The organism is Candidatus Pelagibacter sp. Uisw_094, assembly GCF_047729535.1.
Classification (GTDB): Bacteria; Pseudomonadota; Alphaproteobacteria; order Pelagibacterales; family Pelagibacteraceae; genus Pelagibacter.
The window spans coordinates 391468-413630 of record NZ_CP159823.1 but is presented as its reverse complement, the minus strand read 5'-3'; the positions used below and the strand labels follow the sequence as shown (position 1 = coordinate 413630).

Annotated in this window: 22 protein-coding genes; 10 read left to right on the top strand and 12 right to left on the bottom strand. The window is 30.9% G+C overall.

All coding sequences use genetic code 11. The features are described from left to right. The first annotated feature begins 100 nt into the window (after nt 1-100). Both ABXT72_RS02170 and ABXT72_RS02165 read left to right on the top strand, forming a co-directional pair. Entirely contained in the window at nt 101-1030 is a 930-nt protein-coding gene (locus ABXT72_RS02170) for a 4-hydroxythreonine-4-phosphate dehydrogenase PdxA (RefSeq protein ID WP_415279154.1), read from the top strand. Next, nucleotides 1023-2198, top strand: a complete 1176-nt coding sequence (locus tag ABXT72_RS02165) for an L-rhamnonate dehydratase (protein WP_415278756.1) — start codon at nt 1023-1025, stop codon at nt 2196-2198. Before ABXT72_RS02170 ends, ABXT72_RS02165 begins: the two co-directional genes overlap by 8 nt. A 36-nt stretch (nt 2199-2234) precedes the next feature. Here ABXT72_RS02165 and mgrA read toward each other — a convergent pair whose 3' ends face one another. The 9 genes from mgrA to iolD all read right to left on the bottom strand — a co-directional run bounded on the left by mgrA (nt 2235) and on the right by iolD (nt 11614). Next, on the bottom strand, nt 2235-3263 hold the full coding sequence (mgrA, locus tag ABXT72_RS02160) for an L-glyceraldehyde 3-phosphate reductase (protein ID WP_415278755.1): 1029 nt from the start codon (nt 3261-3263) through the stop codon (nt 2235-2237). Nucleotide 3264: 1 nt separating this feature from the next. Continuing rightward, nucleotides 3265-4176, bottom strand: a complete 912-nt coding sequence (gene rbsK / locus ABXT72_RS02155) for a ribokinase (RefSeq protein WP_415278752.1) — start codon at nt 4174-4176, stop codon at nt 3265-3267. Next, on the bottom strand, nt 4176-4646 hold the full coding sequence (locus ABXT72_RS02150; protein ID WP_415278751.1) for an RbsD/FucU family protein: 471 nt from the start codon (nt 4644-4646) through the stop codon (nt 4176-4178). Before ABXT72_RS02150 ends, rbsK begins: the two co-directional genes overlap by 1 nt. Nucleotides 4647-4720: 74 nt before the next feature. Beyond that, nucleotides 4721-5650 carry a sugar ABC transporter substrate-binding protein gene (locus tag ABXT72_RS02145; protein ID WP_415278749.1) on the bottom strand — a complete coding sequence of 310 codons (930 nt, stop codon included), beginning with the start codon at nt 5648-5650 and terminating at the stop codon, nt 4721-4723. Nucleotides 5651-5776: 126 nt separating this feature from the next. Continuing rightward, nucleotides 5777-6790 (bottom strand): ABC transporter permease, encoded by a 1014-nt coding sequence (locus tag ABXT72_RS02140; RefSeq protein ID WP_415278747.1) that lies wholly within the window; start codon nt 6788-6790, stop codon nt 5777-5779. 3 nt (nt 6791-6793) lie between these two features. Further along, on the bottom strand, nt 6794-7543 hold the full coding sequence (locus ABXT72_RS02135) for an ATP-binding cassette domain-containing protein (RefSeq protein ID WP_415278745.1): 750 nt from the start codon (nt 7541-7543) through the stop codon (nt 6794-6796). A 21-nt stretch (nt 7544-7564) separates the two neighbouring features. Next, the gene (locus tag ABXT72_RS02130; RefSeq protein WP_415278743.1) at nt 7565-8587 is read right to left on the bottom strand and encodes an NAD(P)-dependent oxidoreductase; all 1023 of its coding nucleotides are present in this window, start codon (nt 8585-8587) and stop codon (nt 7565-7567) included. Nucleotides 8588-8605: 18 nt separating this feature from the next. After that, nucleotides 8606-9763 carry a Gfo/Idh/MocA family protein gene (locus tag ABXT72_RS02125; protein WP_415278742.1) on the bottom strand — a complete coding sequence of 386 codons (1158 nt, stop codon included), beginning with the start codon at nt 9761-9763 and terminating at the stop codon, nt 8606-8608. 6 nt (nt 9764-9769) lie between these two features. Then, a complete protein-coding gene (iolD, locus tag ABXT72_RS02120) occupies nt 9770-11614 on the bottom strand; it encodes a 3D-(3,5/4)-trihydroxycyclohexane-1,2-dione acylhydrolase (decyclizing) (protein ID WP_415278741.1) in 1845 nt (614 codons plus the stop codon). Nucleotides 11615-11708: 94 nt separating this feature from the next. Here iolD and ABXT72_RS02115 point away from each other — a divergent pair, with 94 nt between their 5' ends. Next, the gene (locus tag ABXT72_RS02115) at nt 11709-13151 is read left to right on the top strand and encodes an NAD-dependent succinate-semialdehyde dehydrogenase (RefSeq protein WP_415278740.1); all 1443 of its coding nucleotides are present in this window, start codon (nt 11709-11711) and stop codon (nt 13149-13151) included. 2 nt (nt 13152-13153) lie between these two features. Then, nucleotides 13154-13945, top strand: a complete 792-nt coding sequence (locus ABXT72_RS02110; RefSeq protein WP_415278739.1) for an HpcH/HpaI aldolase family protein — start codon at nt 13154-13156, stop codon at nt 13943-13945. 9 nt (nt 13946-13954) lie between these two features. On the opposite strand, the gene ABXT72_RS02105 is transcribed toward ABXT72_RS02110, so the two are convergent. Together ABXT72_RS02105 and ABXT72_RS02100 are read right to left on the bottom strand one after the other, a co-directional pair. Continuing rightward, nucleotides 13955-14374: a MarR family transcriptional regulator gene (locus ABXT72_RS02105; RefSeq protein ID WP_271520717.1), complete on the bottom strand. Its 420-nt coding sequence runs from the start codon at nt 14372-14374 to the stop codon at nt 13955-13957. After that, entirely contained in the window at nt 14375-15343 is a 969-nt protein-coding gene (locus ABXT72_RS02100; protein ID WP_415278738.1) for a DUF1907 domain-containing protein, read from the bottom strand. Between the two features lie 108 nt (nt 15344-15451). Here ABXT72_RS02100 and ABXT72_RS02095 point away from each other — a divergent pair, with 108 nt between their 5' ends. The 4 genes from ABXT72_RS02095 to ABXT72_RS02080 are packed head-to-tail and all read left to right on the top strand — an operon-like array spanning nt 15452 to nt 19241. Further along, entirely contained in the window at nt 15452-16399 is a 948-nt protein-coding gene (locus ABXT72_RS02095; RefSeq protein ID WP_415278736.1) for a ketopantoate reductase family protein, read from the top strand. A gap of 4 nt (nt 16400-16403) precedes the next feature. Next, on the top strand, nt 16404-17261 hold the full coding sequence (locus ABXT72_RS02090) for a 2OG-Fe(II) oxygenase (RefSeq protein ID WP_415278734.1): 858 nt from the start codon (nt 16404-16406) through the stop codon (nt 17259-17261). Between the two features lie 9 nt (nt 17262-17270). Continuing rightward, entirely contained in the window at nt 17271-18254 is a 984-nt protein-coding gene (locus ABXT72_RS02085; RefSeq protein WP_415278732.1) for a phytanoyl-CoA dioxygenase family protein, read from the top strand. A gap of 30 nt (nt 18255-18284) precedes the next feature. After that, on the top strand, nt 18285-19241 hold the full coding sequence (locus ABXT72_RS02080; protein ID WP_415278730.1) for a hydroxyacid dehydrogenase: 957 nt from the start codon (nt 18285-18287) through the stop codon (nt 19239-19241). Between the two features lie 8 nt (nt 19242-19249). Here the strand turns inward: ABXT72_RS02080 and iolE are convergent, their stop codons facing one another. Then, nucleotides 19250-20152: a myo-inosose-2 dehydratase gene (iolE, locus tag ABXT72_RS02075; RefSeq protein WP_415278729.1), complete on the bottom strand. Its 903-nt coding sequence runs from the start codon at nt 20150-20152 to the stop codon at nt 19250-19252. 136 nt (nt 20153-20288) lie between these two features. On the opposite strand from iolE, the gene iolG reads away from it, so the two are divergent. Both iolG and ABXT72_RS02065 read left to right on the top strand, forming a co-directional pair. Next, nucleotides 20289-21290, top strand: a complete 1002-nt coding sequence (gene iolG, locus ABXT72_RS02070) for an inositol 2-dehydrogenase (RefSeq protein WP_415278728.1) — start codon at nt 20289-20291, stop codon at nt 21288-21290. Between the two features lies 1 nt (nt 21291). Next, nucleotides 21292-22146, top strand: coding sequence for an SDR family oxidoreductase (locus ABXT72_RS02065; protein ID WP_415278727.1), 855 nt, complete (start codon nt 21292-21294; stop codon nt 22144-22146). Nucleotides 22147-22163: the final 17 nt, after the last annotated feature.

Below are 22163 nucleotides of genomic sequence, written 5' to 3'. Positions count from 1 at the left end.
CAAAGATTTAAAAGAAATAACTACCGTATAAAATGAGTGTGCAAAAAATAAACATTGCTTTATTATTAGGTGATCCTTCGGGTATAGGGCCGAAGTTGATATCAAACTACTATCTGAAGAAATTATAGATAAAGCAAATATTGTTGTCATAGGTGAAAAAAATATACTTGATGCTGGAAATAAAATTACTGGTAAGTCACAAAATTTAAAATTTGTAGAAAAATTTGATCAAATTAATTTTAATGAAGGAAAAACGTTTTTTTTAGATATCTCTAAAGGTAAAAACCATAATTATAAATTATCTGAATGCTCAAAGGAGTCAGGTGAAAGTGTTTTAAATGCTTTGAATTTAGCTTTAGAATTAGCAAAAGAAAATAAAATTGATGCAATAAACTTTGCTCCTTTTAATAAGACAAGTTTAAAACTTGGAGGTAATAAATTCTCTGATGAGCTTCATTTAATGGCTGAAAAACTAGATGTAAAAAAATTTTTTTGTGAATTCAATGTGATAGATAACTTTTGGACTGCTCGAGTTACTTCTCACATACCTATTAGTGAGGTTCCTTTACATATAAAAAAAGAAAAAATTATTAAACCAATTAAATTAATTAACGAAGCGATGATACTTAATGGAGTAAAAAATCCTAGAGTTGCCGTTCAGGCACTTAACCCTCATGCAGAATTTGGAACTGAAGAAAAAGATGAAATTATTCCTGCTATTGAATTGGCTAAAAGTTTGGGTATTAATGCTGATGGCCCACTACCCTGTGATACATCTTTTATTACTGCTTTTAAAAATAAAAACCATGATTGTATTGTTGGTATGTATCACGATGCACTACAATCAGGCTTAAAAGCATTTGGTTTTGATAGAGGTGTTACTGTTCAAGGTGGTTTGCCAGTTCCAATAACAACTCCAGCACATGGTACTGCCTTTGATATTGCTGGAAAAAATGAGGCTAATTTAGAACCTACTTTAAATTCCTTCAAAATTGCATTAAGAATGGCAGAAAATAAAACTAATGACTAAAATTAAAAAAATTACAACCAAAGTTTATCAATGGAAAGGTAAGACTGTTCCTCCACAAAGCAACTTTTGTACCAACGCTTCAGATTTACTTTATGAAAAATCGGACGCCATGGGTTCTTTTCGTTTTCATGAATGGCTAGTATGTGAGATAGAAACTGATGATGGAATAGTAGGAATTGGTAATGCTGCTTTAGCTCCACAGGTTGTTAAAAAAACTATTGATACATATCTAAAACAACTAGTAATTGGAGAGGATCCATTTGATTACTCTTATATTTGGGCAAAAATGTATCGTCAAACTATGGCTTGGGGTAGAAGAGGCATTGGAATGATTGCAATATCTGCAATTGATATAGCAATATGGGATATAATCGGAAAAATTACAAAAAAACCAGTTTTCAAACTATTGGGTGGTAGAACAAAAAAAAAAATTCCCGTATACGCTTCTAAACTTTACTCTCAACCTTTAGAAGATCTTCAAAAAGAAGCTCAATTATATAAAGATCAAGGTTTTAGTATGTATAAAATGCGATTTGGCTGGGGACCCAATGATGGTCCTTTGGGAATGAAAAAAAATATCGATTTAGTTGAAGCTGTAAGAGAGGTTATTGGAGAAGATGCAGATTTAATGCTCGAATGTTATATGGGTTGGAATCTAGACTATTCAAAAAGAATGATACCTAGGTTAGTTAAATTTAATCCTAGATGGTTAGAAGAGCCTGTTATGGCTGACGACATCCATGGGTATGCAGAGCTGAATGGTATGAATGCAATACCTATCTCAGGTGGAGAGCATGAGTTCAATCTATATGGTTTTAGACAATTATTAGACTTAAAAGCTGTAAGCTATATTCAATATGATACCAATAGAGTTGGAGGCATTACTGCTGCTCAGAAAATTAATGCTTTAGCTGAGGCGTATCAAGTTCCTGTTGTTCCTCATGCAGGCCAGATGCATAATTATCATTTAACAATGGCAAATGTAAATTGTCCTATTTCAGAATACTTCCCAGTCCATGATGTAGAAATTGGTAATGAATTATTTTATTATATCTTTGAAGGAGACCCTTCTCCTAAAAATGGTTTTATAGATTTAAAAGATGATTTACCTGGATTGGGCATTACACTTACAGATAAATATAAATCAGACTTTAATATTATTGAATAGTTTTATTCACTAATAAGAACTAGATAGTTTTATTCACTAATAAGAACTAGATGGAAGCCACAAATTAATTCCACCATCTTTAGCTTTTTTATTAATTAATGATAATTCTTTTTTTGAAAAATTTAAATTTTTCAAGCTTTCCACGTTTTCCTTTAATTGTTTTAAATTTCTTACACCAATTAAAGCTGAAGTCACCACTTTATTATTTAATGTCCATGCAAGAGCCATTTGAGATAATGATTGGCCTCTTTTTTTTGCAATTGAGTTTAACTCATTAATCATTTTAATATTTTTTTTTGTAATTAAGCTTTTGTCTAATGATGTGATTTTTTGATTTGCTCTAGAAATTTTTGGTATTCCTTTTAGATATTTTTCAGAAAGCATTCCTTGGGCTAAAGGGGAAAATGCAATGCAACCAATTTCTTTTTTTAAAAGTGTTTTAGTTAAATTTTTTTCAATCCATCTATTTATTAGTGAATATGATGGTTGATGAATTAAAATTTTTATATTTCGTGATTTTAAAATTTCAAACATTTGATTGGTTTTTTTTGAAGAATAAGAGGAAATACCTATGTATAGCGCTTTTCCGGATCTATAAATACTTTCTAAAGCATCTGCTGTTTCTTCTAGAGGTGTGTTTGGATCAAAACGATGCGAATAAAAGATATCAACATAATCTAAATTCATTCTTTTTAAACTTTGATCACAACTAGTAATGACATGTTTTTTTGATCCCCATTCTCCATATGGCCCTTCCCACATATCATACCCAGCTTTTGAAGAAATAATAAGCTCATCTCTATATTTCTTTAGATCACCCTTCATTACTTTGCCAAAATTTGTCTCTGCACTTCCGTATGGTGGACCATAATTATTTGCTAAGTCGAAATGAGTAATTCCTAAATCAAATGCTTTAAATAAAACTTTTTTAGATTCTGGATTGATAGTTTTTCCTCCAAAATTGTGCCAAAGACCCAAGCTTATTAAAGGAAGTTTAAGACCACTAGAGCCACAATTTCTGTATTGCATCTCATTATATCTTTTATGGTTTGCTTTATATGTCATCTTAATATTCTTCTACTTCTTTCAATAATGGCATTGAGCTAGCAGCACCCAACCTGGTTGTTGATATGCCTCCAACTTTATTTGCAAAAATAATTGCATCTTTATAATTAGAGTCTTTCGCAAGTGCCACAGCTAGTGCTCCATTAAAAGCATCTCCTGCTCCAGTAGTATCGATAACTTCATCTTTCAAACTTAATGCATCTATAAAATAATTTTCTTCCTTATTTTCAAAATAAACTCCTTTTGCACCTAAAGTAATAATAATATTCTTAACACCCATACTTAAGAATTCTTTTGCAGCATTTTGAATATCTTCTTTTGTCTCAATTTTTTTGTTAAGATAAAACTCTGCTTCTGTCTCATTTGGTGTGAAAAAATCTAGTAATGAAAAATCTTCTTTTTGTATTTTTCTTGCTGGTGCTGGATTTAAAATTGTAAGACAATTATTTTCTTTGGCTTTTTTTAAAGCATAAATTGTAGTTTGATCTGGTGTCTCCATTTGTGTTAAAAATATCTTTGAATCTTTTATTACATCTAAATTTTTATCAATATCTATATTTTGTAAATGCCCAGCAGCACCTGCCACAATATTAATCGCATTATGTCCATTTTCATCAATCATTATCCCAGCAACACCAGTTGAAAGACTTGGATCTTGTATTACACATCCTGTATTCACTCCTGCTTCTTTATATAAAGAGAGTGCCATTTCAGCATGACTATCTTTACCAATTTTAGTTATAAACTTAACATTACCTTCTAATCTTGCGGCGGCAATTGCTTGGTTTGAACCTTTTCCACCTGGTCCAACTAAATGGTTGTTTCCTAAAACTGTCTCACCTCTAGTAGGTATTTTATTTCCAAAAAAACAAAGGTCAGCAACAAATACACCAAAAATACTAATTGAATTCATTACTTTTCAACAACCCAAACATTTCCATCTGGTTTAATTACCCCTTTGGTTAATATAAAGCATCCAAATGGTCTAGCATCTGTTGTTGTAACAATTGCATAAGATTTTTTTGCTTCTGTATAAAAAGATTGTCTCTCAATAGATCCTACTTTCCAGCTTTCACCTGAAATATCTTTAACTGCTTGAATAAACTCTTTATGAGTTTCTGTTAATTCATTAGGATTGTCATCGACTTCCATTCTATTGGCTGCAGTTCCACCTTGAGATACAATAAAACTATCTAAAGGAAACACAGAAAGGATTGCTTTTGCTGCATCTTTAATATTTACACCATCTAATCTTATCACATTTTTATTCATAGAGTTTGCAGGAAAATTTGCATCTGCTAAAACTAATTTATCTCCATGGCCCATAGTACGAAGAGTAAATAAAAGTTCAGGGCTTAGAATGGGATCAATTTTTATTAACATTAGAATATTATATTACATAAAAAAAAAGGGTGGAATAAAAATCCCACCCTTTAATCTTAATTTTTTTCTAAAGACTATTTAAAATCGTTAGCATTTTCTTTAGTTACTAATTGAGTACCTGTATCAATATTAGCATCAATTTTTTCACCATTAGCTAATGCAAGTGCATATTTAACACCGTAAGCACCCATATTATAAGAGAACTGTGCAATAGTTGCAGTTAACTTACCAGCTAGAATACTAGTGGCTGCATCTGGTGTAGCATCAAATCCAACTACTACGACATCATTCATTCCAGCATCTTCAAGAGCTTGGATAGCACCTAATGCCATATTATCATTAGATCCAAAGATAGCTTTAATGTTAGGATTTTTTACAAGAATAGACTCTGTAACAGATCTTGCTTTTGCAGTATCCCATTCAGCTGTTTGAGTAGCAACAATATTTAAACCACAAGCTTTCAAACCTTTGATTGCACCATCTCTTCTAAGAAGAGCTGTTGATTGAGATTCCATACCAGTTAAAATTGCAACGTCAGAACCTTTTGGAGTTTTATCACAAATAAAATTAGCAGCTAACTCAGCTCCATTTTTATTATTTGTTCCAATGAAAGTTACTCCTTCATTAATTCCTTGTGTATCAACGAATACAACAGGAACTCCACTCTTAATGGCATCATCAACGATTGGAGCAAAAGCATTTGGGTCAGCTGGTGCAAGAGCCATTGCATCAACACCTTTTGCAAGTTGATCTTCTACTTGGTTAATTTGTGATTGAACATCACCTTCTTGAGGTGGTGCTATAAGAACTAGCTTAACTCCTAATTTTTTAGCTTCATCTTTAGCTCCTTGTTCAACAGAAGCCCAAAAAGCATTTCCTGATCCAGGACCTTTAATACTAAACAAAATTGTTTTTTCAGCAGCAAAAGAACTTACTGAAGTTATGCTTAATATTAGAAAAACAGATGTAATTAATACACCAATTTTTTTAATTAATTTATTCATATTATTTCCCTCTTATTGGTTATTTAAAAATCGATTGAATAACATTTTAAAAAAAAAAACAACATTTTTTTTTTTTAAAAAAATCTTGTTTAGGTTGTTTTCTTAAATTTAAGGTAAACTTTTATTTTATTTTCTTGTTCCTAGATCTTTCCTTAAAACATCTAGGTAAACAGCAAGAACAATGATAGTTCCTATTAATACTTGTTGCCAGAAAGAGCTTACATCCATTAAATTTAAACCATTTCTCAATAACCCCATTATCATTACACCACAAAAAACACCTAAAACAGTTCCTCTTCCACCAAAGAAACTGGCACCTCCAATAATACATGCTGCAATAGCATCTAGTTCTGCATTTAATCCAGCATTAGGATATCCAGAGTCTGTTCTACCAGCTAAAATTAACGCACCAAATCCTGCTAACAATCCACATAGTGAATAAACAATTACTAAAATCTTATTAACATTTATACCTGCTGCTCTTGCTGCGTTTGGATTTCCTCCTATTGCATATATCCATTTTCCTGTTCTGGTATGATTCAAAAATACCCACATTAAAAAGAAAACAACTATAATCAAAATTACGCTAACTGGTAAATATTGAGATTTTTCTAAACCTAGCCAGGTCAAATCAATTCTTCCATTACCGAGCATTCTAACTTCGTCAGTAAACCCACTAATCGGCACTCCTCCTGAAATAAGATTTCCAGTTCCCCTAAATATATAAAGCGTACCCAATGTCATTATAAAAGGATGGGGCATGCGAAGAATTGTTATACCCAGTCCATTAACCATTCCACATAAAGCTCCCATAACTATTGGAATTAAAATAACAATATACCAGGCAGCCCCTGCTTTTGAGGTTATCGCTAAGACCATGAGCGACAACATTAATATTGATCCAACAGATAAATCTATTCCAGCAGTTACAATTACAATAAAAACTCCTAAAGCAAGCATTGATTGCCATGAAATTTGCTTGAAAACGTTTGTTATATTTCTCCAAGAAAGAAAGACTTCTGGCTGCATAAAGTGTAATGCAACCATCATTATAAAGAGCAATAGTAATATTCCATATTTATCAAAATATGGGATGGCTTTTAAAAAAAGGCTATGTTTTTTATTTTGTTTAGTTTCCATAATTTATTTTTTCCCCATAATCCAACCAATCACTTCGTCACGGGTTGTTTTTGATAGTTCAGATTCAGCAAAATTAGTACCTTGAAAAAGTGCCATTACCCGGTCACAAACAGCAAAAATATCATCCATTCTATGACTTATAATAATTACACTAACTCCTAATTTTTTTAAGCTATTTATAAGGTCTAAAACTTTTCCAACTTCTTTAATTGCTAAAGCAGCAGTGGGCTCATCCATAATAACTAACTTGGAGTTAAATGCAGTAGCTCTTGCAATAGCAATTGCTTGTCTTTGACCTCCAGAGAGCTCTTCTACTTTTTGATCTGCGCTTTTTACATGTATTTTTAATTTATCTAAATGAGCTTCTGACATTTCTTTTATTTTTTTATAATCAAGAAATTTTAAAAAACCTAATTTTTTAGTTGGCTCACGACCAAGAAATATATTTTCACCAATTGGTAGATTACCTGCTAAAGCAAGGTCTTGATAAACCATTTCTAAGCCTAAATTTTGAGAATCTCTTGGGCTTTCAAGTATCTCTTTCTTACCTTCGAAAAATAAAGATCCTTGGCTAGGCTTGTAAAGACCTGACAAAACTTTCATTAAAGTGGTTTTTCCTGCTCCATTATCTCCAACTACACCCAGGCATTCCCCTTCTTTAATGTTCAAATTAACATTTTCTAAAGCTGTAATTGTTCCGAAGTATTTGCTAATACCTTTTGCTTCTAGAATAATTTTTTTTGAAGAAATCATTTTTGCAACTTAAAAAGAAAATTAATTAATTGCAACAGGTTTTGATCTAATTAATTTTACAGTTTCTCTTTCTGCTCTTTTACACAGTCTTGGTGGTAAGTTTTTTGAAATTAACCTCATATCCTCTAAGACAATTTCACCCATTTCAGCAAAGGTGTCCTTTAATGCTCCAGCACGATGTGCTGAGAATAAAAAATTTTTTACTTTTCTTATTGGGTCATTTTTTTTAACTGGTTCTTCAGGAAATACATCTGTAGCTACATAAATATCACCCTTTTTAACTCTATTAATTAAATCTTTAAAATTAACAACAGCCGCTCTACTCATTAAAATAAATAAAGAATTTGATTTTAATTTACCAAGAAGTTTTTTATCAATAAGAGACTGATTATTTTTAGTAATTGCTGCCAACACATAAATTACATCACAAGTTTTAAACATATTCTCTAGAGTGATTGTATTAAAACCATCATCTTTAATGGTTTTGCTAGGAACCCAAGGGTCATAAACATTAATATTTCTTGAAAAAGGTACCAATAAAGGTGTTAAAGCTTTTGCCAAGTCTCCATAACCTAAAAGACCAATTTTTTTTTCACTTAATAAAGAGGATTTTAAATTGCCTTCTAAGCCATATTTTTCTGTTTTATTGAGAAAATCTTTATGTGAATTATGAATATCTCTTAATAAAGATAGAGTTAAACCTAGAGCTAGTTCAGCTACAGGTTTCGAAAATACTGGAGAGGTTGCAATAACATGAATTCCTTTTTGAAAACAATATTCATAATCAATATTATCCATAAAATTACTTTCAACATTAATTACAGCTTGAAGTTTTTTTGCTTTTGATAAAAGTGACTTATCCAGATCAGGCTGACCCATTATAAAAGTAGCCTTATGAATATTAGTCTCATAAAATTTTTTTTTATTAATTTTTGGAGGAGTTATTATTTCATATTCAGACTTTAACTCTTTAAGTTTTTTTTTTGTAAAAATAAGATCAAGTGTTCTTGGGTAAGGATCAGATATAACGATTAATTTTGCCATAAATTGTTATTTAAACAATTACCTTATTATTTTTTTAACTTCTTTCAAAGAAAAAGGTTGAGGCTTTGCGCAAGTTGTTTTGATTGATTGTAGTTTGCCTGATGTACAAGCTTTCATTGTAGATTTAATAATATCTAAAACATGTAGTGAAAGCTCGCCATTGCATTTGTTAATTTTTTTATTTTCTATTGAATAAGCCATTTCCGCTAAACCAGCTCCTCTGTAATTAGAGTTTGTTGCAGACTCGTTTGCTCTAGAACTTTGTGATCTAATATTAATTTTTCCCAAAGGCATCTTGTTAGTTTTATATTCCTTCCAAGGATCACCTAAATTTTTACAAACATAAACAGAACCACCAAACATATTTGGATCTGGAACAATCATTGAACCTTGATCACCATATAACTCTATATGATTTCTTTGATGAGCAATAACATCAAAGGAAAGAGTTAACCTGATAACACTTTCATTCTCAAAAGTAATTGTAGATAAATATGTAGTAGGACACTCAACTTTAAATGTTTTATTTTTTCTTGGTCCTATACCAATGGTTCGTCTTTTAATTCCATTGACAACACTGCCTGTCACCTTTTTTGCTGGTCCAAGTAAATTTACTAAAGCTGTTAAATAATAAGGACCCATATCAATTACTGGACCACCTTCTTTTTTTGCAAACCATGGTTCAGGATTAGGATGATATGATTGAACTCCAGGAAAAGCAAAAATTGCATTTCCAAAATTAATCTTACCAATAATTTTTTTATCAACTAATTCTTTTGATTTCTGAATACCACCACCTAAAAATGTATCTGGTGCATTACCAATATAAAGTTTTTTCTTTTTTGCTAATTTTATAAGATTTTTTCCATCTTCAAAATTGATCGCTAGTGGTTTTTCTGAATAAACATGTTTTCCATTAATTAAAGCTTGCTTTGCTACTTGATAATGCGCTTTTGGAATTGTTAGATTAAGAATAATTTCTATCTCACTATCTTTTAATAGCTCTTTTACTGTTAATGCCTCAATCTTAAAGTTTTTGGCGCATTTTAATGCATTATTATGGTTAATATCTGCACATTTAATAATTTTGATATTATTAAAGTATTTTTCAGCTCTAAAATAAGTTTCTGAAATATGTCCACAACCAATTAAGCCGACTTTAAATATTTTATTCATAGAGAATTATACGCCTTGTCTTTGCTTATTCTTTCCTTCTTTATGAAGTTTTAAAGCTTCTTTATTCTCTTCTGTGGTTGGAATTTCTAATGTTGGACTATCCCAAAAAGCTGAACCTTCTAGCCATTGGTAAGCATGTGTTTTAATTGAAATTACATAAGTCACGTCTGATTTTTTTGCTCTTTTAAAAGCTTCTTCTAAATCTGAGATTGAACTCACCTCTTCTGATTTAGCCCCCATACTTGCAGCATGCTTGGCAAAATCAACACCAACTAAACCAGGAGTGTTTGAGCTTTTAAGTAAATTATTAAACTCTTTTCCACCTTTAAATAATTGAAGTCTATTAATCACTGCAAAACCACCATTATCACAAACAATTATTATAAGTTTATTCTTTGTGATTACTGAAGAATAAATATCAGAATTATTCAATAAGTATGAACCGTCTCCAATAAATGAAATTACTTCTTTATCTGGGTTGGCCATTTTAATTCCTAGTGCACCAGATATTTCATAACTCATACAACTAAAACCCCACTCTGTTTCGTGAGTATTTAACTCTCTTGGTCTCCAAACCTGTATGACTTCTCCTACAAGTCCACCTGCTGCTGTTACTGCAATATCTGAAGGATCAGAATTTCTATAGACAGCACCAACAACTTGAACATAACTAGGTACTTCCTGATTTGTTGGGGCACTTTCTTTGTCCACATGCTCATTCCAAGTTTTTAATTCTATTTGAGATTTATTATTCCACTCGTCTGGTGCTTTCCAATCTCCTAGAGCAGCTGATAATTCATTTAAAGAAGCTCTGGCATCTCCCACAACTGCTTGAGCTAAATGTTTATTTGCATCAAATCTTGAAACATTAATTGAAACAAGTTTAAAGTTTTCATTTTCAAAGTTAGTCCACGAGCCTGTTGTAAAATCTGCAAGTTTAGTTCCAACTGCAATTGCAAGATCCGTTTGTTTTGCAAGTGAATTCGTATTTTTTCCACCTAATGCACCTATTTGTCCAGCATAGTGTGAATGATCTCTCTTCATTGTAGAATATCCCATTACAGTTTGAGTAACTGGAATATTATGTTTAATAGCAAACTTACTTAGCTCTTCCATTGCATCGGAATAAAAAACTCCACCACCAGAAATAATTATTGGATTTTTTGATGCCTTAATTTTTTCTGCTGCTTCTTTAATTTGAAATTCATCAGGTCTAGGTCTTCTAATAGCATGAATTTTTTCTTTAAAAAAATCTTCTGGATAATCAAAAGTTTGTCCTTGAATATCCTGGCTTAAAGATATGCAAGCTGGTCCACAATCTGCTGGATCCAACATGGTTTGTACTGCAGCTGGAAAGGATTGAATTATTTGTTCTGGTCTTGTAATTCTATCAAAATATCTAGTTACAGGTTTAAATGCATCATTTGCAGTAATTCCCGGATTATTAAAATTTTCTACTTGTTGTAAAACTGGATCAGGCATTCTATTTGCGAAAGTATCACCTGGTAAAAATAAAATTGGTAATCTGTTGCTCATTGCAACGGCTGCAGCTGTAACCATATTTGTTGCTCCTGGTCCGACCGATGCTGTTGCTATAAAAATTTGTTGTCTTCTTTTTGCTCTAGCATAACCTATGCCTGTTAAAGCCATGTTTTGTTCATGATGGCCTCTATATGTTGGTAATTCTTTTTGATTTTCTTCTAAGGCTTGACCTAAGCAGGCTACATTTCCATGTCCAAAAATTCCAAATACACCTGGGAACAAAGGTTCTTTTTTACCATCAATTAATATTTTTTGAGCAATTAAGTATTTAACCACTGCATGGGCACAAGTAAGTTTAATTTTTTTCATTTATAAATTTAGCCTTTTAATAAGTATAATTAGTATATATATTTATATTTATAATTTAAAAAACCACATTAAGTAAACTTAAAAATAAATATTTATGTATAGCAAATTTGGACAGTTCATTGACGGAAAATGGCAACAAGCAGAAAAAAAAGAAACTTATGATGTTATTAATCCAGCTACTGAAGAGGTAATTGGAAAAGCCTCAAAAGCATCTTCGGTAGATGTACAAAAAGCATTAAAATCTGCAGAAAAAGGTTTGGAAGTTTGGAAAAATACCGCACCTTGGCAAAGATCCTATGTACTTAGAAAAATTGCAGACTTAATGAGAGAGAAAAAAGATGTTCTTGCCAAATGGTTAACTCTTGAAGTTGGAAAACCACTTGCAGAAGGTGTTGGAGAAGTTGGTGGTGGAGCTGATATTTTTGAATGGAACGCTGAAGAAACAAAAAGAATTTATGGACAAACACAACAAAGTAGATTTCCTGATACTAGAGTGCATGTTTACTATCAGCCAGTAGGTGTGGTAGCTGCTTTAATACCTTGGAATTTTCCAATCGTTTTAGCGTCAAGAAAAATTTCAACGGCTCTAGCAGCAGGTTGTTCTGTTATTTGTAAGCCAGACACTATTACTCCTGGAGCTGTTATGGAGTTAGTAGATATTTGTAAAGAAGCCGGTGTTCCTGATGGGGTTGTAAATCTTTTGTCTGGGGATCCAGCAGAAATTTCAAATGAATTAATGGACTCTGATATAGTTAAAAAAGTTTCAATTACAGGCTCAACAAGAGTTGGTAAAATAATTTTAAAAAAAGCAGCTGATAAAGTTCAAAGAGTTACAATGGAGTTAAGTGGGCACTCTCCCTTTATAGTATGTGAAGATGTGGATATTAATAAAGTGGCCGATATAGCAATAACTGGTAAATTTAGAAACAATGGTCAAGTTTGTATTTCACCTAATAGATTTTATATTCAAGAAAATAGAAAAGATGAATTTGTTAGTGCTTTTATGGATAGAGCAAAAAAACTTAAAATTGGTAATGGAATGGATGAAGGTGTTGAATTGGGACCACTATCCACAGCTAAAAGATTAGAGGAAATAGAAAAATTAGTTGAGACCACTAAAAATGAAGGCGCTAAAGTTTTAATGGGTGGAAAAAGACCTTCTGGTTTTAATAAAGGTTACTATTACGAACCAACAGTTTTTGACGATGTTAAAGATAATTTCACAATCATGAAAGAAGAACCTTTTGGACCTCTTGTACCAATATTAACATTTAAAACTTTTGATGAGGTTATTGAAAGAGCTAATGACAATGACCTAGGTTTGTGTAGCTATTTATATACAAACTCAATGGACAAAGCTCATATTGGCTCTGAGAAATTAGAATCCGGAGTTGTTGCTGTTAACACAGGGGTAGTTGCACTCGCTGAAGCTCCTTTTGGTGGTATAAAACAAACTGGTTATGGCCGTGAAGGTGGGTCAAACGCAATTAAAGACTATTTAAATGTTAAATACACTCACATGGGTTTAAAAATATAATTATGAGAAAAAATAAAATTAAAGAAATGATGAAGGCAGGCAAACCTGTAATTAATGGATGGTTACAAATTCCAAGCACTGTTTCAGCAGAAGTAATGGCACATCAAGGTTGGGACTCACTTACAATTGATATGCAACATGGGTTAGTTGATTACACTAATGCATTACCAATGTTACAAACTATATCAACAACAGATGTAACACCACTTGCAAGAGTTAATTGGAATGAACCAGGACAAATAATGAAAATTTTAGATGCTGGCTGTTATGGAATAATATGTCCAATGGTAAGCAATAAGGAAGAAACAGAAAAATTTGTTCAAGCATGCATGTACCCTCCTCATGGATACAGAAGTTTTGGTCCAGTTAGAGGCTTAATTTATGGTGGAGCAGATTATGCAGTTCATTCGAATGATGAAATGTTAAAATTTGCAATGATTGAAACTAAAGAGTCTTTAGATAAACTTGATGAAATTATGTCAACGCCGGGCCTTGATGGAATTTATATTGGTCCTGCAGATTTAAGTTTAGCAATTGGTGAGACTCCTGGCTTTGATAGACCCGAAGATACAAAAGCTTATTCTGAAATTTTAAGAATTTTAGAACATGCTAAAAAAAATAATATTTTTGCTGGAATTCATAATGGTACTCCTGAGTATGCCCAAAAAATGATTGATAAAGGTTTTAATTTTGTAACAATTGGTGCAGATCAAAGAGCACTAAGCTCTGGTGCAAAAGCTGTAGTTGATAAAATGAAAGGTTTTTCTAAAAAAGAAGAATCTAAAGCTTATTAAGTAATATCTTTATACTTCTTTATATAAAAATTCTCTTCTATCTACAAATTCTTCGAATGTTTTTATTGTTACGACTGATGGTAAAATAAATATTGATCTTTTATCTTCTTGGTTTCTAATAATCCTAAAATATCCTCTTTTAATAGCTGTATCGATATAAACATTTGATGTTAGGTAAGATTTTTCAATAAACTTTAAAAGTTGATTTTTAGTTATTGTTTCATTCTTGTAATAAGCAAGCATGACCATATGCAACATAATCCAATGCTGTGCAGTTAAAGAAAACCATTTAAGTAAATCATTAGACATTCTTCCAGCAAAATCTCCCAATGAAATTTCTGCTATATTTATTCTTTTTTGAATTTCTTTTGTGTAAGGGCTGTTTTTATAAGTAAATGTGGAAGATTTTTTTTTAATCTTTTTTATCATCTAATTTTTATCTCTAAGTTCCTTGTAGATATTATTAACTCTGTGTACTTCTTTAGCAATATTAAAATAACCCTCATATTCAATGTCATTAGGAGTTACATCAAAATGATAATGACCAGCTACATTTTCTTTAGTATAGGAGTGAAAATGTGTGTGCTCACCAGACTCTCTTAAGTCAAGATTGCCTCCAGTAGGATCTCCTGTCCAGAGTACGCTATAACCTTGTAGCTCAGGGCCAACAGGCTCATAAAATTGTAAAAAATCTTTTACACATTTCATTTGCTTGGCATCATAGTATTCATGCTTAATATCAGCGTAGTCAGGCTGCACATGTGATTTAATTTGTCCTTTTAAAATTCTAAAAATACCAGCTAAGGCAATATGTTCATTATCTTTAATTGGTAAATTATCAGTCAAAGCTTTCCTCATTGCTTGAGGAAGAGAGCCTTGATCTCCAGATCTACCTTTTATTTTAATTTTTATAACTTTTCCTTTAACGCCATCTGTATAATAAACATTTCCTAACCCACCATGTTTCCTTGCTGTATATTTTTCAGCAATACACTCTTTGTTTGTTCCAACTCTTGCTATGATTGATTTTGATTCAGAGGTAATCAAATTTTCATTAATCACTAGTTCTCCACAATGACCATCTAGGCATGACATTGCGCCTGAACCAGCACCTAATGCATAAGATTTTTCAGATCCAATTTTTTTTGAAATTTCTTCATAATCAAATTCAGCACCCAGATGTTTTGGGTCATGCATATAGGGCTCTCCACCTACATCTATAATTCTTTCATTTCCACTAATCCCTTCAGCTGGGCATCCCCACTCTTTTAAATTAGGACAATCTTGCACTGAAACTTCTACTTGATGATAATTTTTTATTAATCCACTCTGAAGTGCTTCTGAAATTTTGTCTAAAGAAATTTCTTTAAAATCTGCTTTTTCAATTTTTAATTGCATTTATTTATTCCTATTTTTTTAAATCAATTTTATTTAATATTATTCTTGATGTCTATAAGAATTATATATAATATCTATACCTATTTATAACAATGAAAGAAATTATCAATGATTAATAAAGATTTAAAAGTAGCAGTTCTTGGTGCAGGAGCAATGGGATGTTTATTTGGAGGCCTTTTGGCTGAAAAAGGTTTAGACGTAATTTTAATTGACGTATGGAAAGAGCATGTTGATGCAATAAATAACAATGGCTTAAAAATGGATGGTCATGGTGGTGATAGATTTATAAAAGTAAAAGCAACAACAGATACTTCTAACTTGGAAAAAGTTGATGCTATAATTGTAATGTGTAAAGCAACTGCCTTAACACCAGCTTTGAATAGTATTAAGAATATTGTTGGAGAAAAAACAGTTTTAATGTCTTTTCAAAATGGAATTGGTCATGAAGCAATTATGCAAGAAATTATTGGTAAAGAGAAAGTCCTTGGAGGCACGACTACTCAAGCGGCAAATATTTTAGGACCTGGACATATTAAAAATCATGCAGGCTTACCCTCTTGGATTGGAGAGTATGATAAAGGTGGTATGAGCGAAAGAGTAAAAGATGTTGCAGCAACTTTTACGGCTTATGGTTTGGAAACAATCGCATCAGAAAATGTTAAAAAAAGAAAATGGATGAAATTATTTGCATTAACAGCTATTGGGCCATTATCTGCGATTTTTGACCTCAATCATACTGAGCTTTATATAGATAATAAAGAGCAACTAACTTCAAGAGCTTTAGGTAAACAAATTATTTTAGAAACAAGAAAAGTTGCTTTAGCTGACGGTGTTGAGGTATCTGAGGATGAATGTTTGGATATGTTTAATAAAATTGTTGATTCAAAACAAACTAATAAATCATCAATGGCATTCGATATTCTTTATAAGAGAAAATCTGAAATTGACTTTATTAGTGGTGCGGTTTCAAAAATTGCTAAAGGTCATGGAATTGAAACACCTTTAAACGATTTAATGTATAAAATGATCAAAATTAAAGAAGGAATGTTTATTTGAATAAATGATTCAATTAACAAAATTGAAAAAACTAGAGAATAATTTTCCAGTCTTAACTGGTGATAAGGCCCTTTCTAAAAAACTATGTGACCAGCTAATTAAAGAGATTCAAGATATGAATTCCTTTGATGATACGATTATGGGTGGAAGAAGTAGGATTAATAAAGGTTCAAAAAATTTTAATAAATATCTAAAGAAGTCTAACGTTTCACAAAAAATTTTCAGACATTTTAATAGTAAAATTTTTTATAAAAAAATAGAAAAAATATTTTCTCAAAGATTTAAGAAAAGTTCATGGTCCAATGTATTTGTACCAGAAATATTTAATGAAAAAAAATTTACACCAAAAAACAAAGTAACCTCATCTGAATTACAAAAAATATTGGGTAACAGCTATAAAAACCCTAAAGTTAATTTAGATATTGATTTCTCAGTTTCTAAGAGTGGGTATCAACTAAGGCCTCATAGAGATGATATTACACGTTTATTTAATTTTTTAATTTATCTAAATGATATACCAAAAAAAAATGGTGGATCATTAACTCTATATAAAAAAAAGGGTATCAAAGATTTAAGAAAGAGCTTTAGAAGGTTTCCAAATATTAAGGAGCTAGATGTAATTAAGGAATTTACCCCAAAAAAAGGGACTATTATATTTTTTCAATCAACTCCTAATTCTTATCATGGTGTAAGAAAATTTAAGGAATTTAGAAATGAAAAGAGGTATTTTATATATGGAAGTTATGCTTTAAATAAACCTGTCATATGGAGCTTTAAGGGCAATAAATATTATCCAAAAATTTCTGATAATAACAAAAAGATGCTCAGCTCTTTTCATGACTCAAATTATTTGATTAAATAGATATTAGATATGAATAAAAATTATAAAACTCTTTTAGAAAAACATGGTTACCTCAAAATTAAGAATGTTTTAAATTTTGATTATGATCTTAAGCCAATCTTAAATGATATGGAGTTTGTGATGAATGAATTGATAATAAAATTTGTGTCAAAAAAACTTCAGCAAAAAGTTTTGAAATATGATTTCAAAAAAAAATATACCTATATATCTAAATTAGAAATACATGATCTTGATCAATATTTTAATACACGACTACCAAGAGATCAGGTAAAAAAAGATAGCGATTATTTTGCAACTAATTCTTTATGGAATTTGATTAATAATAAAAAGATTTTAAATGTTGTTGAAAAAATTTTAGGTCCTGAGATTTTATCTAATCCAGTTCAAAATACACGTATCAAGCAACCTGAAAAAAAATTACAAAAAAAATCTATCTTTAATGGTTTAAGCGGTAGAACCCCCTGGCACCAAGATGCTGCAGTGCTATCTAAAAAGGGTCAAAGATTAACAGATATGGTTACAGTCTGGATTCCTTTTACCAGAACAACTATAAAAAATGGTTGTATGATTACAGTAAGTAAATTCAATAAATTAGGACTATTAAATCACATATCAAACTCTAATGGTGAAGTTCAAATCAAAAATAGTGAAATAATAGACAAACATAAAGCAGTAGCATTAGAAGCTAATGTTGGAGACATTATATTACTACACAAGCATTCTGTTCATTGCTCACTACCAAATAAATCTAATAATTTTAGAATTAGTGCGGACTTAAGATATAATAAAGCTGGTCAGCCCTCAGGAAGAGAACCTTTGCCTAGCTTTTATGTAAGAAGTAAAAGTAAAAAAAACTTAAAAATTATTAACTATAAGCAATGGCTTGGTTTATGGGAAAAAGCTAAAAATAAATGTATTCCAAGAAAATATGCCTTCAAATACACAATACCAACATTCAAAGGAACCAAAAAAGATTTAATTAATCTTATTTAGTTTTCTTAATAATCAAAGTATATATTTTTTATGAAAAAAATTTTAATAATTCAAAGTATAAATGAATCAGGCCCTAAATTATTAACAGATCACCCTGATTATGAATTTGAAATAATTGAAGATATTAATGATCCATCTTTAAAAGAAAAAATTGAAGATTGTGATGGAGCTTCTTTAAGAACTGCAAAGTTATCTAGTGAAATTATAAATCTTGGAAAAAAACTAAAGATCATTTCAAGGCATGGGGTTGGATATGATAATATTGATTTGGACACATGTAAAAAAAATGACATCACAGTAGCCATAACAGCAACAGCAAATGCAGTAGCAGTTGCTGAACATGTAATGTTTATGCTTCTTAATATTTCCAAAAGAAAAAGTATGTACGATGATTGTGTTAAAAAAGGTAATTTTATTGACAGAAATAAATTGCCAAAAACTATTGAAATATGGGGTAAAAATATCTTAATTGCTGGATTTGGTAGAATAGGTCAATGTTTAATTAAAAGATGTTTGGGTTTTGAAATGAACGTTTTTGTTTACGACCCATTTGTATCCGCAGAAAAAATAGAATCTTTTGGAGGAAAAAAAGTTGATGACTTAAAAGAAGCTGTCAAAACTATGGATGCTATATCATTACACATACCTTTAAATGATGAAACAAAAAATATGATAAACTTAGATTTATTAAAAACCATGAAAAAAAATTGTATAATAATTAATGCTGCTCGTGGTGGTATTATTAATGAAACTGACCTTGATAAGGCTTTAAATGATAACTTGATTTTTGGTGCTGGCATGGATGTATTTGAAATAGAGCCACCTGAATTAAATAACCCTCTACTTAAAAATGATAAAGTTTTTTTAAGCCCTCACACAGCAGCTTTTACTGAAGAGTGTATGATTAGAATGGGGAAAGAGACAATACAAAATATTATTGATTTTTTTGATGAAAAGTTAGAAAAATCTAAAACTGTAAAACTATAATATAAAAATTAGTTTTGAAAAACTTCTAAGTTACTCTTTTTAAGAGTTTCTGTTAAATATTTATAGCCAATCTTTGCGTATTCAAAAGGATTTGCTTTTGAAGGATCTTGTTCAGCCTCTACTACTAGCCATCCTGAGTAATTTTTTTCTTTCAATACATCAAACAAAGGCTTGTAATCAATACACCCATCACCTGGAACTGTAAATGCACCCTCTAAAAATGCCCCTCTAAAACTTAAATCTTCTTTCAAAGATTTTTCTAAAACACTTTTTCTAATATCTTTACAATGCATATGAATTAATCTTTCACTAAAATCATTTAATATTTTTAACGATTCTCCTTGAGCAAATAACATGTGACCAGTATCTAATGTAAGTTTTACACTATCATGCGTGTTTTCAAGCAATCTCACTGTATCCTCTTCAGTCTCTATTACAGTGCCCATATGATGATGGTAAGCAAGTGGCATTCCTTCATCTTCAAGATATTTTCCCATTTCTGAAATTTTTTCATAGTATTTTTTAGACTCTTCAAGATCCATTTGAGGTCTTGTAGATAATTTTCGATTTGGATCTCCTTGGATTGAACCAGAAACTTCAGCAAAAACCATGCAAGGTGAATTACAATCTTTAAAAAGTTTTAACTGTTCTTGAATTAGATTTTTTTCTTCATTAACACTATTTGTTCTTAAATTGGCTCCATACCAACCTGAGCAAAGATTTAGGTTAAATTCATTAAGTTTAGGAATTAATTCTTCTGACTTTTTGGGGAATTTTCCACCAAACTCAATTCCAATAAATCCTGCCTGACTAGCTTCAGACAAACATTGTTCTAAAGAAGTATCGCCTCCCAATTCAGGCATATCATCGTTACTCCATGCTATTGGTGCTATTCCTAATTTAATTGACATATAAAATTATTAAAAAATTAAATGTATTTCTAAATTATGATCTTTTGTGTATCAAGAAAATTATTTTTATAATTTATATTTAATTCATCATGAAAAAAATTCTTGATTTTAATCTTTAATTCTGTTGTAAATTCTTATGGTTAATTTTACTTTAATGGGAGCAGGACGGATTGGAAAAATGCATGCTAAATTTATAGCATTACATCCAAAAGCAAAATTAAAATATGTATATGATGTTAATTCTCAATTTGCTGAAGAAGTAGCAAAATCAACAGGTTGCTCAATAGCATCTTCTCCAGAAGAAGCTATCAACGCTGACAATATAGATGCAGTTCTTATAGCTTCTGCTACTCCAACTCACACTCAATTTATCACAATGGCAGCGAAAGCTGGAAAAGCAATTTTTTGTGAAAAGCCAATTGATTTAGATATCAAAAAAGTAAATGAATGTATGGAAAATATTAAGGGATCAAACGTTCCTATTCAAATTGGTTTTAATAGAAGATTTGATGCCAGTCATGCAAAGGCGCAACAGGCAAAAGTAAAAAAAGAAATTGGTGAATTGGAAATGGTTGTTATTACAAGTAGAGATCCTGAGCCTCCAGGAATTGATTATTTAAAAGCTGCAGGAGGATTTTTTAGAGATACTACTATCCATGATTTTGATTTAACTAGATTTATATTGGGGGATGATCCTGTAGTTCAAATATCTGCATTTGGAGGTGCTTTATTTGATAAAAATGCGCAACAGGAAAAAGATCTGGATACTGCTATGTTTATTTTAAAGTCAAAAAATGGAGTTTTAATTCATATAAATAATTCTAGAAGAGCTGTGTATGGTTATGATCAAAGAGTTGAAGTATTTGGTAGTAAAGGAATGGTAATCTCCAATAATCAAACTCCTACTTCTCTAGAAAGATACACAAGTACATCTACAAATGAAAAAGAGCCTATACATTTCTTTTTTATTGAAAGATATGAGCAAGCTTACAGAGATCAACTCAATGAATTTGTAAAATGTATTGAAGATAAAACAAAACCATTAGTTGGATTTGAAGATGGCAGAAATGCTTTGATAATAGCTAATGCAGCATATCAGTCGCTTGAAAGTGGTAAAGTAATAGATATAAAATTCTAATATGTCCAATAAATATATATCCGATCAATCTAACCAATTTAAAAATAAGATAATAATTGTAACAGGCAGTACTCAAGGAAGTGGAGCTGAGACTGCAAAATTACTAGCAAGCAGAGGTGCTAAGGGAATAACTATTTGTGGAAGAAATAGAGATAAAGGAAATAAAGTAAAATCTGAAATAGAAAGCATGGGTGCAGAATGCTTATACGTTCAAGCAGATTTAGAGAAACTTACCGACTGTAAAAAAATAGTTTCTGAGACTGACAAAAAATTTAATACCGTAGATTCTTTTATTAATGTTGCTGCTTTTACCGAGAGAGGAACAATCTTAAGCACAACAGAAGAAAATTATGATAAAAATTTTAATGTAAATGTAAAAGCTCCCCTTTTTATGATGCAAGATGTTATAAAAATAATGATAAGAGATAAAAAAAAAGGAACGATAGCACATATTTTATCAATGGCAGCTTATAGTGGTATGCCTTTTTTAACTGCTTATAGCGCTTCAAAAGCAGCTTTAGGAATAATGATCAAGAACGTTGCTAATTCAGTTTCAGGACACCAAATTAGAGTTAATGGCGTAAACCTAGGTTGGACTGATACTCCAGCAGAAACCGTAATTCAAAAAAAATTTCATGATGCTGATGACAATTGGCTTAAAGAAGCAGAGGCAAAAGTTCCATTTAAAAGACTTAATAAACCTCTAGATGTTGCAAAAATATTAGCTTTTTTATGTTCAGATGAATCAGGTATTATGACTGGAAGTATTGTTGACTTTGATCAAACAGTTGCTGGATGGCACTCCTATTCAGCTTATGATACTAAAATCTTGGATGATAGTATCTTAGGTGAATAACTATAATTCTTTATATA

Bases quoted from the DNA above. Each gene is read 5' to 3' on its own strand.
- mgrA (WP_415278755.1), bottom strand. From the start codon at position 3,263: ATGACATATAAAGCAAACCATAAAAGATATAATGAGATGCAATACAGA.
- iolG (WP_415278728.1), top strand. From the start codon at position 20,289: ATGGTTAATTTTACTTTAATGGGAGCAGGACGGATTGGAAAAATGCAT.
- ABXT72_RS02095 (WP_415278736.1), top strand. From the start codon at position 15,452: ATGATTAATAAAGATTTAAAAGTAGCAGTTCTTGGTGCAGGAGCAATG.
- ABXT72_RS02165 (WP_415278756.1), top strand. From the start codon at position 1,023: ATGACTAAAATTAAAAAAATTACAACCAAAGTTTATCAATGGAAAGGT.
- ABXT72_RS02125 (WP_415278742.1), bottom strand. From the start codon at position 9,763: ATGAATAAAATATTTAAAGTCGGCTTAATTGGTTGTGGACATATTTCA.
- ABXT72_RS02145 (WP_415278749.1), bottom strand. From the start codon at position 5,650: ATGAATAAATTAATTAAAAAAATTGGTGTATTAATTACATCTGTTTTT.
- ABXT72_RS02140 (WP_415278747.1), bottom strand. From the start codon at position 6,790: ATGGAAACTAAACAAAATAAAAAACATAGCCTTTTTTTAAAAGCCATC.
- ABXT72_RS02105 (WP_271520717.1), bottom strand. From the start codon at position 14,374: ATGATAAAAAAGATTAAAAAAAAATCTTCCACATTTACTTATAAAAAC.
- ABXT72_RS02115 (WP_415278740.1), top strand. From the start codon at position 11,709: ATGTATAGCAAATTTGGACAGTTCATTGACGGAAAATGGCAACAAGCA.
- rbsK (WP_415278752.1), bottom strand. From the start codon at position 4,176: ATGAATTCAATTAGTATTTTTGGTGTATTTGTTGCTGACCTTTGTTTT.
- ABXT72_RS02135 (WP_415278745.1), bottom strand. From the start codon at position 7,543: ATGATTTCTTCAAAAAAAATTATTCTAGAAGCAAAAGGTATTAGCAAA.
- iolD (WP_415278741.1), bottom strand. From the start codon at position 11,614: ATGAAAAAAATTAAACTTACTTGTGCCCATGCAGTGGTTAAATACTTA.
- ABXT72_RS02080 (WP_415278730.1), top strand. From the start codon at position 18,285: ATGAAAAAAATTTTAATAATTCAAAGTATAAATGAATCAGGCCCTAAA.
- ABXT72_RS02110 (WP_415278739.1), top strand. From the start codon at position 13,154: ATGAGAAAAAATAAAATTAAAGAAATGATGAAGGCAGGCAAACCTGTA.
- ABXT72_RS02085 (WP_415278732.1), top strand. From the start codon at position 17,271: ATGAATAAAAATTATAAAACTCTTTTAGAAAAACATGGTTACCTCAAA.
- ABXT72_RS02090 (WP_415278734.1), top strand. From the start codon at position 16,404: ATGATTCAATTAACAAAATTGAAAAAACTAGAGAATAATTTTCCAGTC.
- ABXT72_RS02130 (WP_415278743.1), bottom strand. From the start codon at position 8,587: ATGGCAAAATTAATCGTTATATCTGATCCTTACCCAAGAACACTTGAT.
- ABXT72_RS02065 (WP_415278727.1), top strand. From the start codon at position 21,292: ATGTCCAATAAATATATATCCGATCAATCTAACCAATTTAAAAATAAG.
- ABXT72_RS02150 (WP_415278751.1), bottom strand. From the start codon at position 4,646: ATGTTAATAAAAATTGATCCCATTCTAAGCCCTGAACTTTTATTTACT.
- ABXT72_RS02100 (WP_415278738.1), bottom strand. From the start codon at position 15,343: ATGCAATTAAAAATTGAAAAAGCAGATTTTAAAGAAATTTCTTTAGAC.
- iolE (WP_415278729.1), bottom strand. From the start codon at position 20,152: ATGTCAATTAAATTAGGAATAGCACCAATAGCATGGAGTAACGATGAT.